At 57.6% G+C, this 14,034-nt stretch carries 10 protein-coding genes and 3 pseudogenes; 9 read left to right on the forward strand and 4 right to left on the reverse strand.

The genetic code is table 11. The features are described from left to right. The first annotated feature begins 2 nt into the window (after nt 1–2). From FHW16_RS27150 to FHW16_RS27165, 4 genes are read left to right on the forward strand one after another with little or no spacing between them, the layout of a single operon-like run. On the forward strand, nt 3–995 hold the full coding sequence (locus FHW16_RS27150; protein WP_210278295.1) for an NAD(P)H-dependent flavin oxidoreductase: 993 nt from the start codon (nt 3–5) through the stop codon (nt 993–995). Continuing rightward, nucleotides 985–2,415 carry an NAD-dependent succinate-semialdehyde dehydrogenase gene (locus FHW16_RS27155; RefSeq protein ID WP_182552426.1) on the forward strand — a complete coding sequence of 477 codons (1,431 nt, stop codon included), beginning with the start codon at nt 985–987 and terminating at the stop codon, nt 2,413–2,415. The genes FHW16_RS27150 and FHW16_RS27155 overlap by 11 nt, the downstream gene beginning before the upstream one ends. A 34-nt stretch (nt 2,416–2,449) precedes the next feature. Further along, entirely contained in the window at nt 2,450–4,045 is a 1,596-nt protein-coding gene (locus FHW16_RS29245) for a GMC family oxidoreductase N-terminal domain-containing protein (RefSeq protein WP_182552427.1), read from the forward strand. Between the two features lie 22 nt (nt 4,046–4,067). Then, nucleotides 4,068–5,762: an amidohydrolase gene (locus FHW16_RS27165; RefSeq protein WP_182552429.1), complete on the forward strand. Its 1,695-nt coding sequence runs from the start codon at nt 4,068–4,070 to the stop codon at nt 5,760–5,762. Nucleotides 5,763–6,343: 581 nt separating this feature from the next. Here FHW16_RS27165 and FHW16_RS27170 read toward each other — a convergent pair. Then, entirely contained in the window at nt 6,344–6,667 is a 324-nt protein-coding gene (locus FHW16_RS27170) for a YdeI/OmpD-associated family protein (RefSeq protein WP_182552430.1), read from the reverse strand. A gap of 128 nt (nt 6,668–6,795) precedes the next feature. Between FHW16_RS27170 and FHW16_RS29175 the strand changes: the two are divergent. The 3 pseudogenes from FHW16_RS29175 to FHW16_RS29330 all read left to right on the forward strand — a co-directional run. Then, a pseudogene (locus FHW16_RS29175) lies at nt 6,796–6,903 on the forward strand (transposase); the annotation flags it as partial. A 231-nt stretch (nt 6,904–7,134) separates the two neighbouring features. After that, a pseudogene (locus tag FHW16_RS28780) lies at nt 7,135–7,413 on the forward strand (ISNCY family transposase); the annotation flags it as partial. Between the two features lie 56 nt (nt 7,414–7,469). Further along, a pseudogene (locus FHW16_RS29330) lies at nt 7,470–7,748 on the forward strand (NUDIX domain-containing protein); the annotation flags it as partial. Nucleotides 7,749–8,627: 879 nt separating this feature from the next. Here the strand turns inward: FHW16_RS29330 and FHW16_RS29010 are convergent. Beyond that, nucleotides 8,628–9,038, reverse strand: a complete 411-nt coding sequence (locus FHW16_RS29010) for a type II toxin-antitoxin system prevent-host-death family antitoxin (RefSeq protein ID WP_246711979.1) — start codon at nt 9,036–9,038, stop codon at nt 8,628–8,630. Between the two features lie 153 nt (nt 9,039–9,191). Here FHW16_RS29010 and FHW16_RS29335 point away from each other — a divergent pair, with 153 nt between their 5' ends. Continuing rightward, complete coding sequence (locus FHW16_RS29335; RefSeq protein WP_210278296.1) at nt 9,192–9,608, forward strand: SRPBCC domain-containing protein; 417 nt, start codon at nt 9,192–9,194, stop codon at nt 9,606–9,608. A 390-nt stretch (nt 9,609–9,998) separates the two neighbouring features. Here the strand turns inward: FHW16_RS29335 and FHW16_RS27195 are convergent, their stop codons facing one another. Then, nucleotides 9,999–10,760, reverse strand: coding sequence for an SDR family oxidoreductase (locus tag FHW16_RS27195; protein WP_182552433.1), 762 nt, complete (start codon nt 10,758–10,760; stop codon nt 9,999–10,001). A 96-nt stretch (nt 10,761–10,856) separates the two neighbouring features. Between FHW16_RS27195 and FHW16_RS27200 the strand changes: the two genes are divergently transcribed. Then, the gene (locus FHW16_RS27200; RefSeq protein ID WP_182552434.1) at nt 10,857–11,771 is read left to right on the forward strand and encodes a helix-turn-helix domain-containing protein; all 915 of its coding nucleotides are present in this window, start codon (nt 10,857–10,859) and stop codon (nt 11,769–11,771) included. Nucleotides 11,772–12,502: 731 nt separating this feature from the next. On the opposite strand, the gene FHW16_RS27205 is transcribed toward FHW16_RS27200, so the two are convergent. Continuing rightward, nucleotides 12,503–13,978, reverse strand: a complete 1,476-nt coding sequence (locus FHW16_RS27205; protein ID WP_182552435.1) for an alginate export family protein — start codon at nt 13,976–13,978, stop codon at nt 12,503–12,505. Nucleotides 13,979–14,034 lie beyond the last annotated feature (56 nt).

The following is a 14,034-nucleotide window of genomic DNA, read 5'->3' on the forward strand; positions in this document are numbered from 1 at the left end:
CCATGCGCATAGAAACATCCGTTACCCGGCTTCTTGGCATTGACCTGCCGATCATCCAGGCCGGCATGTCCTGGGCTTCCTCCAATGCTGCGCTCGCCCTTGCAGTCTCGCAGGCGGGCGGGCTTGGCATCATTGCCGCCGGGCCGATGTATCGCGACGATCTGGCCGCTGCGATCGACGAGGTGCGGGCGGGCACTGACCGGCCTTTCGCCGTTAATTTGCCGCTCTATCGCAAAGGAGCCGAGGAAATAATCGACCTGCTGGTCGAAAAGCGGGTTCCGGTCCTCGTTGCATCACAGGGATCCCCAAAAAAATATCTGCATCGTTTCAAACCGCTTGGCACGATATGTCTCCACGTCGTTGCAGGCGAGGACCATGCCCGCAAGGCGGCCGATGCCGGCGTTGATGCACTGATCGCCGTGGGCGGCGAGGCTGGCGGTCATCCGCCGCCGGATCTGGTTTCAACATTGGTGCTGGGGCGTGCCATCGCCAAAGCCGTTCCGCATGTGCCGCTTGTTCTCAGCGGCGGATTTACCGATGGCCAGGGACTGGCGGCAGCCCTGTCACTGGGCGCAGGCGCGGCACAGTTCGGCACGCGTTTCATGTTATCGTGCGAGGCCCGGCTTCATGACGCCTATAAGGACCTTGTGCTGCAGGCGCGCATTGGCGATACGGTTGTCGTGGGGCGCGACCTCGGCATGATCCGCGTGCTTCGCAATGTTTTTGCCGACCGCATGATGGAAATCGAACGCCAGGGTACGCCGGAAGACGTCAGGCGCGCGTTTTTCCAATCAGCCTCCCTGAAAGCTGCGGCCTTTGGCGGCGACACCCAAATGGGCAAGATCGAGGCAGGCCAGAGCGCTGGCTTGGTTTCGGACATTCTACCCGCTGCAGACATCGTGAAGCGGATAGCACTCGAATATGCGGCAACCGCAGCCGCCCTGCCCCGGCCCGTTCCCAATAAAAACGAGGAAAGAAAACTCCATGCTGGATAAACCACTCCTGATTGACGGCACCTGGCGTGCGCCCTCCGGAACCCGCGCGGGCGATGTCAGAAATCCTGCAACCGGCCAGACAATCGCCCGCCTGCCTTTGTGTGAAAGGGCCGATCTCGACGACGCCCTGGCGGCTGCCGCCAAAGGCTTTCAGACATGGCGCAAGATGACAGCGCTGGAACGGGCTAAAATCATGCATCGCGCGGCGGCGCTTCTGCGCGAGCGGGCCGATACAATCGCCCACCACATGGTCCGTGAACAGGGAAAACCGCTGGCCGAAGCGCGCGGTGAAGCCAACGCCGCGCCGGAACACGTCGAATGGCATGCCGAAGAAGGGCGCCGAACCTATGGCCGCGTCATTCCCTCCCGCATCCCCGGGGCCCGCCAGATGGTGATCCGGGAGCCTGTCGGCCCCGTTGCCGCCTTTTCGCCCTGGAACTTTCCCGTCAATCAGCTGGTGCGAAAAATCTCCGCAGCGCTCGCCGCGGGTTGTTCGATCATCGCCAAACCGCCCGAGGAAACCCCATCGGCGTGCATTGAGCTCGCCCGCACCTTCCAGGATGCCGGTGTGCCCGATGGTGTCATCAACATCGTCTTCGGTATTCCCGCGGAAGTATCCGAATATCTGATCGCATCCCCCATCATCCGCAAGGTATCCTTTACCGGATCGGTCCCGGTGGGCAAGCATCTGGGCGCATTGGCTGCCGCCGGGGTCAAACGCGCGACGATGGAACTCGGTGGACATGCGCCGTTCATTGTCGCGCAAGACGCAGATATCGAGGCGGCCGTCCGTCTTGGCGTTATGCTCAAATACCGCAATGCAGGCCAGATATGCGCGTCACCAACCCGCTTCTACATTGAAGAGCCCGTCTACGACGCGTTTCGCATGGCCTTCGTCGCAGCAGCCAAGACCCTGAAGATCGGCGACGGTCTTGACGCGGGGACGCAAATGGGCCCGCTGGCAAACCCGCGCCGGCTCGATGCCATGGACGGTTTTGTCGAGGATGCCCTTGCTACAGGAGCACATCTGGATTGCGGCGGGCGGCGGGTCGGCAATGCCGGTTTCTTCTTCGAGCCGACAGTGTTGTCCAATGTCCCCGAAAACGCCCGCATCATGAATGACGAGCCTTTTGGCCCCATCGCCGCATTGGCCAAAGTTACCTCCATCGACGAGGCAATTGCACGCAGCAACCGCCTCGAATTCGGTCTCGCCGCGTTTGCTTTTACGCGTTCACTTGCAACCGCGAACCGGTTCTCAGACGAGCTGCATGCGGGCATGGTGTCGATCAATCATTTCGGCATTGCAGCGGCAGAAACACCCTTCGGCGGCATCAAGGAAAGCGGCTATGGCAGTGAGGGGGGCGCGGAAAGCCTCGATGCTTTCATGACCGTGAAACTGATCAGTCATATCGGAGCCTGAACACGTCAAATTTAGCGCCGGAGGAGGAACACAGGTGCAATCTTATGACTATATTGTCGTTGGCGCAGGATCTTCAGGCTGTGTTCTGGCGAACCGGCTGGTAATGGCCGGCAAAAGCGTACTGCTGCTTGAAGCTGGAGCACGCGATAACACGCCATTCATCCATATTCCCGCGACTTTCGTTCGCGTGCTCGGCACGAAACGAACTTGGATGTACCGAACTGAACCGGAACCGGGTGCCAATGGCCGGGTTCTTACGGTCCCGCAAGGGCGCACGCTTGGCGGCGGCTCCTCTGTCAATGCAATGATCTATATTCGCGGGCAGGCGCAAGATTATGATACGTGGCGCGATCTGGGCTGCGAAGGCTGGGGGTACAGCGAGGTTTTGCCGGTCTTTCGCCGCTCGGAAGACAATGAAACGTTTTCCGGCGTATTCCATGGCACAGGCGGCGAACTCAAAGTATCCGAACCGCGCCATCGCCATCCCATCAGCTCGGCTTTCGTTCGGGCGGCGCAGGAAGTGGGCCTGCCCTACAGCGCCGATTTCAATGGCGCTACACAGGACGGTATCGGTTTTTATCAGACAACAACCTTCAACCAGAAACGCGCCTCCACCGCCGCAACTTTTCTCAAGGCAGTTCTAAAATCGCCCTTGCTGACCATCCGTACGCAGAGCGAAGCGCATGGCCTCATTCTTGAAAATGGCGCGGCAGCTGGCATTCGCTACCGCACGCGCGGGGGCGCCTTGCACACAGCGCGGGCCAAGGAGGAAGTTGTCTTGAGCGCAGGGGCACTGGCCACGCCCAAATTGCTGATGCTCTCCGGTATCGGGCCAGGCTCGCAGTTGCAACAACATGGCATACCCGTCATGCGCGACCTTCCAGGTGTGGGCGAAAATTTTCAGGATCACATCACCGCATCCGTTTACGGCATAACCGACCGACCCATATCGCTCAAAGGACAGGACAAGGGTTTTCGTGCCATCGCAAATGGCCTGCAATATTTCTTTGCCCGGTCCGGACTGCTGACATCGAACGTCGTTGAGACCGGCGGCTTCGTCGATACTGCCGGCGAGGGCAGACCGGATATACAGTTCCATGTCACGCCTGCTCTTGTCGGCGATGCAATGCGCGGTCACATGCAAGGACACGGTGTGTCGATTAACCCTTGCATCCTGCGTCCAATGTCGCGAGGCAAAATTTCTTTGCGAAGCACTCATCCGCAGGACCCGATTGTCTTTGTTGGTAATAATCTGACCCATCAGGATGATATCGATACGCTCGTGCGAGGCATCCGTCTGGGACGCCGCATCCTGGCCGCCCCCTCCATGCAGGCCCTGGGTTTTCGTGAACTTGCACCGGGACCAGATGCCGAAAGCGATATGGAACTCATCCACCACGCACGTTCAATCGCCAAGACAGTCTACCATCCGGCCGGTACCTGCAAGATGGGAAAGGATCCGCTGTCAGTCGTCGACAACAAGCTGCAGGTCATTGGCGTGCAGCGCCTGCGCATTTCCGATGCCTCTGTCATGCCGACCCTTGTCAGCGGCAATACCAATGCCCCCTGTATCATGATCGCTGAACGTTGTGCCGATTTCCTGCTCGGACGAGACAATGGCCAATCATGATCGCGCGAAGGAGAACGCAAGCATGACAGCCAGACGTATATTGCATAATGGCAGAATTCATACACTCGATGCAGCATCAAGCGTCGTTGACGCCATCGCTTTCGGCCGGGACGGCAAAATACTTGCGCTCGGCCGGCTGCACGACATGCAGCTGTTGATCGATGAGACAACCGACATGCGTGACCTGCAAGGCCGTTTTGCCATGCCGGGTCTCATCGATTTTCATCTCCATGCGCTGCCGGGCATGATCGTCAAACTCTACAGCACGCGGCTTGAACCGACGGACAATTTTGCGGCCGTGCTTGAGCGCATCCGGCTTGCCGCTATCGAGGAGGGTGAACGCGAGTGGATTATCGGCAGCGCTTTCGGGCCAACTGCACTGGCAGATATGCAGCGGCTTGGCATCGAGGGGCTACATATGCTCGACGCCATTAGCAATGGCCGACCGGTCGTCCTTGAACATGTCAGCGGGCATGGCATCTTTGCCAATTCAGCGGCCTTGGCTCGCGGCGGTATAACCGTACATACCCCCGATCCGCCGGATGGCGAGATCGTCAGGGCGGGCGGCCAGGCGACCGGCCTGCTGCACGAAACGGCAGTATGGCTTGTGCAGGACAAAATTCCAGCCCTCACCGCGCAGCAGATGGTCGAAGTCGCGGGAAAGGCTGTTGCATTGTTCAACAGTGTGGGAATGACCGGCTTTTGCGATGCGAGCAGCACACTGGACATGCTGGACACCTTTCGTGCCCTGGACGATCAGGGCCGCCTCACCTGCTGGACCGGGTTTACCCTTGCGCTGAGCAGTACGTGCCCGGGCTACGACCCGGCGGCGGCCGAACACCTGTTGGCTGAGCACCGGAACATTTGCGGGGAGCATATGATCGCCGGCGCAGCCAAGATATTTCTTGATGGCGTTCCATCCTTGCGTACCGCCGCCATGATTGATCCATACCCGTGCGATAATCCCGATGTCTTGCCGGATCATCGCGGCACCATGGCCCTTTCATCTCAGGAACTGGCGGCGGAAATTTTACGCTTCGACACACTGGGGTTGAGCGTCAAGATACACGCCATCGGCGACCGCGCTGTTCTCACGGTTATCGACGCGGTCGAAGAAGTGCGGCGAACAAATGGCCCTAATGGTCCACAGCATCACATCGCGCATGGCCAGTTCATTCGGCCCGACGATATCGCTCGTCTGTCGCAGTTGAATATCCTTGCCGATCTCAACCCACCATTGTGGTTTCCCAGCAGCGCAAGTCTTACCCATAAACGGATTGTCGGTGATAAGCGATATGCCTCCACGTGGCCTATCCGCAGCCTGCTCGACGCTGGTACCGATGTCGCCATCGGATCAGACTGGCTGACGATCTTTGCCGATATCAATCCATGGCTTGCCCTGTCCGGTTTGCTCACACGCCAGGATCCCACCGGCAGATTTCCCGGCGTCCATGCTCCCGAGCAAGCGATCAGTCTCAAAGAAGCCTTGCCGCTTTTCACCAGAAACCCTGCTTTGGCCATGCGGCTTGGCGAGAAAACCGGCCAATTGGCCGTTGGCCTTTCTGCCGATCTGATTGTGCTGGATCGCGATCTGACCGAGGTATCCCCTGAAGAAATTGCCGGCACAAAGGTCCTGGCTACATTCTTTCAGGGGCGACTTGTTCACTCTGCCGATCGGCATGCAAAAGGATTCTGCAGACCAACAACTCATGTATAATATGGCCTTTTTCACATACGGCGCATCAAGACGTTCCTTTGTAAATGCCGATAATACGCAGTTTTCAGTAGTTTCGATTAGAGACAAAAAGTCCGCAAAAGCTCATTCAGGCGCTGGAATTCAGCGGCGTAAAATTGTTCGCCTTGATTGGAGTCGAACATACGATGTACAGATTAATGCTGCTTACAATCAGGGAAGTTGTTAGAAACTCATCGGTCTTACGCGCCGCGAAAGGCTCGCAAGGCTTCCTTTGAAAAAGGCGATAACACGCGAATTTCGAGCACTTTGGATTATAGCTTAAATGTCTACAATCCCCGTCAAAGCCTTCTTTTTCAACAACTCCCTTATGACAACATCCCGAAAAGATATGAGCTGCAGACCGCCACTATCCTGTCTTCCTGCTAAAACGGGAATGAAAGGAGCCAAACAACGACGGTTTCTTTGCGCGCCCATTTCGGTCGTTCAAGCTGACAAGGCGGTTCTTGAAAGTCGCCGGTCCGCTTAGGTTGCAGCACTGTCAGTGATTGGGGGGTAGCGGTTCGGCAGTATTTTTCTGGGAAGAACGAAAAGGGGACGTTCGTTTAGGCCGGTTTACGACCTGTTCTTCCCTGCGGATCAATCAAGACTGCCTGTTGCCATCGGCTCGGTGCCTTGTCCGTGCGATGAATGCAGCCCGCCCAGCAGCAGGGGCGCTTCTTGCCCTCCAACAGTTCGTCACAGGTTCGCTCAATGCGACGCTGCCGCGTCTTTGGTTGTTTCGCATCATCCACCCAGCAGATGAACTCATTCCGACTGAGCGGCGTCAGACTATCCCACAGCTCAAAGACTTTCGGATCCAATCGCAAGGCTGCTTGAAGATCTTCGCGTGCTTCGTGGACTGTGCCATGTGGAAAAGTGTTCGCCATGCAACCTCAAAACAACGCGACTAGTTCGCCGGGTTTACCAACCCGGCATAGAATAGCGGGTTCCGAGGTTAGCCACCAGACGATAATATGTCTACGGTGCCATCGTTGAGCACCTCGAAGCCCGGCCATTGCAGCCTCGTCGTGGCTGGACAGACGAGACGAAGACACGGCTAGTGGACGAGACACTGGAACCTGGTGCGAATGTTTCGGCAATTGCCCGGCGCGAGGGCGTGTCGCCATCACAGTTCTTGTTCTTCCCCCTTGTTACGATGTCCCAGAAAGAGTTTCACCGCCTGGAGGCGGTTCAAAAAGTTAGAGACCGACGGTTGAGCGTTGGCAACGCCGCCAAGCTTCTGTCGATCAGCCGCGGCCAGCCGAGCAACCCGCGCTATCCGGAGACGTTTCGCAATGCGATCCTGGATATCGTGCGTGAACACTATCATGACTTCGGTCCGACGTTGGCCCGCGAGAAGCTGCGTTCGGTACAAAGAACAGAGATTGTGAACGAGCGTCTTGATGACGTGCTGGCCTTCGTCGCAGAGATGCAATCCGGTCGCGAGCTGCAGCGCAGCAAGAGCGGCCCGCGCCGCGCGGGCCAGACCAACCATATGTTTGCCCTTCCTGATGGCAGTCAGAGCAATGGCTATCAAAAGCGCAAACCACGTGGCCGGACGGATTACATGAACGATCCCGAAGTTATCGCACGCCGGAAGAAGGCGCTGGCACGGATAGAGGCGGCTGAATAAGGCCGCTTTTGGCTTGGAGTTGCCGTTGACATCCTGATGCTTCGAGACGCAAAGCTTGCGCCATCGTCACTCGGGCAACAGATCAGGGTCTAGCAATCCTTGCCTTCACGCACCCATCGGCGGGAAACCAATTCATCAAAGGCACGATTGAGAAGGACGAGTTTCCGCAACATGCTGCCACGCGTGAACTCTGCGAGGAGAGTGGATTGCTCGCTGAATTTCCGATGAAGGCGTTAGGAAGCAGGGAGATAGGATCTGACCGCGCTGTGTGGCATTTCTTCGTTTGGCATTCGTTCGGTTTGCCAGACAGATGGCGTCTGTGCAGCGGAAGATGACCATAGTCATACATTTTCGTTTTTCTGGCATCCTTTGGGTTCGCCGCTGGATCACACCTGGCATCCGATCTTTCACCAAGCCTTCGATTTCATTACCCTGCGTCTGCATTCGCCATGACCGAAGTTGACGCGACTATGGGGGAAGCTAAAGCCGAAGGGGTGCGCTTTCACCCGCCCCCGATCGATCTGCCCTTGCAACCCGGTCCAGCCGGACAGCTCGGGGGCTGACCATCGTGTCCTTCATCGACCTGCAGTCGCATTTTTACTTTGCCGAAAGCGTCACATCTCTAATCAGCTTTGACATCCATGAATCGGGAAAAGCCCCGCTCTCTGAGCTGACCGAGGCTTTTGGCTGAAGGCGCGGGAGAGACGCGGCCTTCAAGAATACGGGTAGCAAGCGGGCTCGATGCCCGCACGCTACGCGGGGGCGAGCGCTGATACCGTTGGTTTTGTCGCTGCTTAGCTCGTCCTATCAATTCTGCCTCTGGCCGATTGCAACATTGGACGCAAGGCGCGCTGAATTTCGAGCAGGAACTTGTCACTGAACCGGCCTTGTGGCTCTTGGGCAGGATCAAAGTTGTAGGATCGCTCAAGCACGTCATAATTGTATTCGCCGATTGTCAGCCAAGCCCGTTTATGTTCACGCAGCCCTGCCCGCCTGATTTCCAGTGCCGGAATCTCGATAGCTGATTGTTCATCGAGCTGTGACGTACCTGATATAGCAAGGATGACAGATGAGTGAGTTTCTGGCGTGGATCGGGAAGAGCCATTGCAAGGCAAACCAGACGATCTTTTTCGCCATGCTCTCGCCCCTTATCCGATTGCCAGCGCCAAAGGTAGGGATAACGAACGATTGCTCCGCTGCTAAAGCGCGATTCCTTATTCATCCGCTTTTGCCTCCAGTTCGGCAATCTGGCTGTCCAGTCCATTCAGCAAAACTTCTGCCAGATCGGCAGGTGTCTCGCCCATTGCAAAAACTCGGCGCGGATCACCATTACCTTGCATGCGTTCAAATTCTTCCTTAGACAGGACAACAACCGTATCGCGCCCGTGTTTTGTGAGCACGATAGGTTCCTTTTGCGCCTGATCATGAAACCGGCCAAAATGGCGGATGAATTCGGCAGTTGATACTTTGGTGGCCATGGCTTCCTCATTTTCTGTATTTTCTGTATAATGCAGAATATCCTGATTATTGCAATGGTATTCGGTATGAATTGGGCGACTTGCGCCGCCCCTCTCCTTGCTACTCTGCGGCTTCTTCGAAATCATCCGTTTCAAAGTCCGCATCATTGTCATTCTCGATGTCTTTCGGCCTGAGCCGCTTCATGCCGCACAGGACTGGATCGCGGGCCAACAGCGCTTCTGGACCAACCGGCTTGAGGCGCTCGACGCGATATTGATGGCCGAGGATGCAACCCAAACACCAGATAAGGAATCGTGAGAGTGGTCGAAACTGTCAAAGCCCGGGTAAGTCACAGGTTCAAGGCATCGGCTGAGCGCGTATTCGATGCCTGGCTCGACCCTGAAGTGGCGCACCGCTGGATGCAGCAACCTTTTCCGGGCATGGGGCCGATGGACGTGAAGCGCGTCGAAATCGACCCTCGTGTCGGCGGCCGCTTCACCTTCTCCGATATGCGGGACGATGGCGAGGCGGTGCACTGGGGCTGTTATCGGGAGATCGATCGCCCCGTAAGTTGGTGTTCAGCTGGTTTACATCCGAGAAGGAAGAACAGGAAGACACCTCCATCGTCACACTCACCATCCGCTCGCTTGGCGATGGCTGCGAAGCGACGATCGAGCACAGGATGGACGCACAGTGGGCACAGTACATGCCTCAAACCGAAAAGGGTTGGGGGGTAGCATGCTGGGGCAGATCGCCGCCTCACTCGGCGAATAGCAGGCATTGAAACTTGGCCCCTTGTCGCGATCCCGTCGTCGCCAAGGTGACGAGCCGTTGTGATTGGCGCATCGCCGATCTGATCGAGAACGAGCGCGGCCATCCTTGGACGGAACATATTTGGACGGTCCGGCCCCGTGCGACAACAGCACAATTGGCAGAGCGTCACCCTTGGCCGGTGCTGTCAGGCGCAGTTCAAGCGGTGTGCGTCCCGCCATGGGCAGGATGATTGGGGTATAGGCTACGGTTAACCCGGCCCCGGGGGGATGGAACGCGATAGATCAATGAGATTATCCTGTGTTTCATGCTTGTAGGCGACCCAGCGGGTCGCCGGTTCAAAGAGAGCAGTGGACTCAGCCGTTGGCCTGGGTGGTTGTTTGGCTGAAGATTGTTTCTGCATCGGCGCCTGCGGGCAGGCGCATCGGCGCATCCGGCTCTGTCACCGCTCGCCATACGGCCTGCGCCACGTCGTCAGCCTCTGTTTTCTCGGTCGAGCTGCGCATCGTTGCAAAATAATCTTGCACGAAAGCCTCATAGGGCGCCGGGACGTCCATCCCCATGCGTGCCACGGCATTCTTTCCAAAGGCGGTCGTCGGGGCGGAACCCGGTAAGACAAGCCGCGTGCGGATACCGAATTGCGCCATCTCAAGGGCGAGACTTTCCGTAAACGCATTGATGGCGGCCTTGCTGGCGCTATAGACCGACAGTGCCGGAAACGGGCGCAGCGTGACACTGGAACTGATGTTGACGATGACGCCGGTTTGTCGCGCGCGCATGCCCGGCAGGACAGCCTGGGTCATAGCCATTGTGCCGAGGACATTGGTCTCGAAAAGTTCGCGGGCCTTGGCCATGTCTACACCCTCCAGCACGTTCAACATGCCGACCCCGGCATTGTTGACGAGCGCATCGACAGCACCGGCGTCTGCGACTGCCTGCGCGATGCTCGCTGCATCGGTCACGTCGAGCGACAAGCTGTGTAGTCGATCGTGCGCTGGCATAGTGTGTGCCGCCGGCGCGCGCATGGTCGCGATGACCTCCCATCCCTGAGCGAGGAAGAGTTCCGCCGTGGCGAGACCGAAACCCGACGAAGCACCGGTGATAAGAATTTTGGGCATTAATGTATCTCCTGTCGTTGCTAAGACGAAAGATGGACAAAGACTTTCGGACTTTCTATATTTGAACGTCCATATTACTTCACTGAAAGTCCGAATATGGCTATTTCGACAACTGACCCCCTCGCCAGCGTTGTCGCGTTGCTCAAGCCGGAGCCCTCGATCGCCAAGCTTGTCAACGGCGGCGGGCGCTGGGGCGTTGAGCGTACAAACATGGCAAGTCCGTTCTACTGCGCCATGGTCGAAGGCACTTGCCTTCTGACTATTCGGGACCGTGCACCGCTTGTCCTTGAAGCAGGAGACTTCGTGCTGGTGCCGGAAGTCTTCGATTTCACCATGTCGAGCATCAATCCGCCGCCAAACGGCGCCCCGCACCTGCCGTTGGAGATCGGTCCCGGCATGTTCCGCCTGGGCGAACAGGACGCACCGACCGAGGTGCGGTGCCTGGTGGGCCACTGCAGCTTTGCCTCGCCGGACCGGAAACTGCTCGTTTCGCTGCTACCGGCGGTCATCCATGTGCGCGCACAGGGACGCCTGATCGTGCTCGTTCAGATGATCCAGGAAGAGACGCAAAGCGATCGGGCGGCGCGCGACATGGTGCTCGGGCGGCTTTTGGAACTGCTGCTGGTCGAGGCCTTGCGCTCCGTCGAAAGCACGATGGCAGAACCCGGTTTGCTCCGTGGCCTTGCCGATCCACGACTTGCCCTGGCGCTGCGGCAGATCCATGCAGACCCCGGTGCGAGTCTATCCGTTCAGGGCCTGGCCGCTGCAGCAGGCATGTCGCGCTCCACCTTCTTTGACCGCTTTCACGGCAAGGTCGGATCCACGCCCATGGAATATGTAGCGGCTTGGCGGATGGCAGTGGCAAAGGACATGCTGGTGAGGGGAAATATCGCCATGGCCGAACTCGCGCGGCGTGTCGGCTATGGGTCGGTCAGTTCATTCAGCATGGCCTTTTCGCGGCATGTCGGAACACCACCCGGCGCTTTCGCCGCCAGACGCCAGGCCACGTAAGTCGCACCTCGAGCAGTTCCGAGCTGATTACCAAAATCGACGCGTATCGCTCACAGGGTTCAACGACGCCAGATGGCAGTGTTCGGGAATTTAGAATTTAGGTCTGAATGGCAGACATGGGGTCGGTTGCCGAAGGGCTGCTATTCTTTGAGCGAGTCTGAAACCGGACGAGCCATTGTCGGCCTCATCTTGCTCATTGATGGCATTAGTTCAATTGCCATAATGACGGGTAGATGATGCGTATCCAGCACTCATCGGAAATCTCACTTCAAATGCCAACGTCTTGAGAAGATTCGAACCGAGAACCATTCGATAGACAAAAGGCTTCGCCGCACCATATGCCACCTGGGGGCAGGACTCGTTAATCACAGCCAGAAGATGACGGAAGCTGGCTCTTTGGCGTGCCTTTATGATGGCGGTCGTCACCGTTCTCATGGCCAAATCGGATACTGCTCAATCTTCAAACCGACAGAAGATCAATACGTTAGCCTTTGTTCAGGACCAACGAAGTCAAGGCGCCGATGGTTGCGCGAGGATGGTTCGTGAATCGCTTCTCAGCAGATCGATGTCGGCAACCCATTGATCAGGAAAGGAAAAACCTCTCCGCGCACAGGTCTCCTAAACACGTCGGTGGACTTATAAATAATGTGATATGGAATGGTTGGTTTCTAACGAGAAAAGATGTTTCGCACGGCGAAAGGCCGGTGTTGGTGCGTTTGGCTGTGCATTCGCTACCATGAGTATTTCAATTCCGCTCGAACATAGTTGCTGTCACGGCCTCCGGCGTCGCGAAGCGCCGAGCCGACCTGATAATGGACGGCTTCCAGTGACCCCGTGAGATTGGGATTGAAGCGATAGTCCGCCTCGGCTTGCAAATAGGCTCCCGTCCATGCTGGCCCATGACCCGCCGTGCCAGCCGCGGGAATGCTTGGCAGGGTGTAGACGGCGTCCTGTGTTGTCTGTCGCCAGAGCAGTCCGACCCCTGCCATCAGGGTCAGGTCTTCTGTCGGCTGAACGGTGACCGATGGTTTGATGTGGACGAGGTTGGCGTATCCAGTATGACCACCGAGCGAGAAATAGAAGCCGTTCGGAAACAGCGGATTGAAGGTGCCGAGCGTGCCATCACTCGCGTCCCGGTCGCCCGACGCGACGTCGAACTGCAGACCGATCCGCGGCAACCAGGTGAGATCCTCGAAGGTGTAGCCGGTCCTCGCACCCACGGCCCAGGCCAGAATGTCGGCTGGGCCCACCTTGCCAACCTGTCCCATCGCTTCCGCATCCCAGTCGAAGCCGGCATATTTGCCAGCCGTCCGGATATTGAGGATATGCCTGTCCTCCTCACCCGACACGGTGAGAAAGGTGGCGTCCTTGCGCTGATAAAGCGCGTAATAGGCGGATGCCTCGATCGTCGGCGAGAGCTGCCACTCAACGCGCGCGCCGCTGAACATTGCATCGCCGTTTGATCGATCATCGAAAGGGCGGTCATCGCGATACTGAACAGGCCGGCTGACAAGACCATAGAAGCGCCATGCATCCGTCTCCCACCCGGCCCAGACAGCGTCGAATGACTGGCGGACATTTGGCCCGTCGCGCGTTGAAACGAACCGCTCCAGGTCAAAGGCAAAGTCTTGACGGCCGACCCTTGCCCTGAATGTTCCGGCGTCAGTCTCCTGCGTATAGCCGACGAATGCTTGCCGAAGGTCAAATCGGTTTGCGTCGTTAGGACCGATCACCGTCTTGTTGAACGCACGCACATCCTCGAACTGCGTGAACACTTGCCAGTTTTCATTCAGGTGAGCGTCGATATGGAACTGCGCGCGCTGTAACCAGTAAGAGTCTCTGGGGTTCGCACGCACGGTTCCGAAAGCCGGCGCATCACTGACTTCGAAGATTTCGCGTAGATTGAGTCCGAGCGAGATGTAGCTGTTGGGATTGGAGGAAAACAACGGAATGTATTTGAGACTATCCAGCGGTTGAGTCTTCAGTTTCGAATCCGCGAGGCGCGACCAGTCCTCCCGCGACCGGTCGGCTTTTATCGAGGGCCTCTCCTGCTCCAAGCGAGAATCATCCGCCAGGGCTGGCCGGTAGTCCCATTGAGCAAAGGCAAGGGCGGCAAGCGAAAGCAGGAGTGTCCGCGCCTTGGATACGGACCCAAGACCGAGCGCTATTGAACGACGCGAGACGGCACATCTCTGTCGGTCAATCATCCTCCCTTTCAGCCTTCGGCCCATACCCACATCCTGCGTCAGCTTTCCGAGGGTGA

This window comes from Phyllobacterium myrsinacearum (genome assembly GCF_014138285.1).
GTDB lineage: Bacteria > Pseudomonadota > Alphaproteobacteria > Rhizobiales > Rhizobiaceae > Phyllobacterium > Phyllobacterium myrsinacearum_A.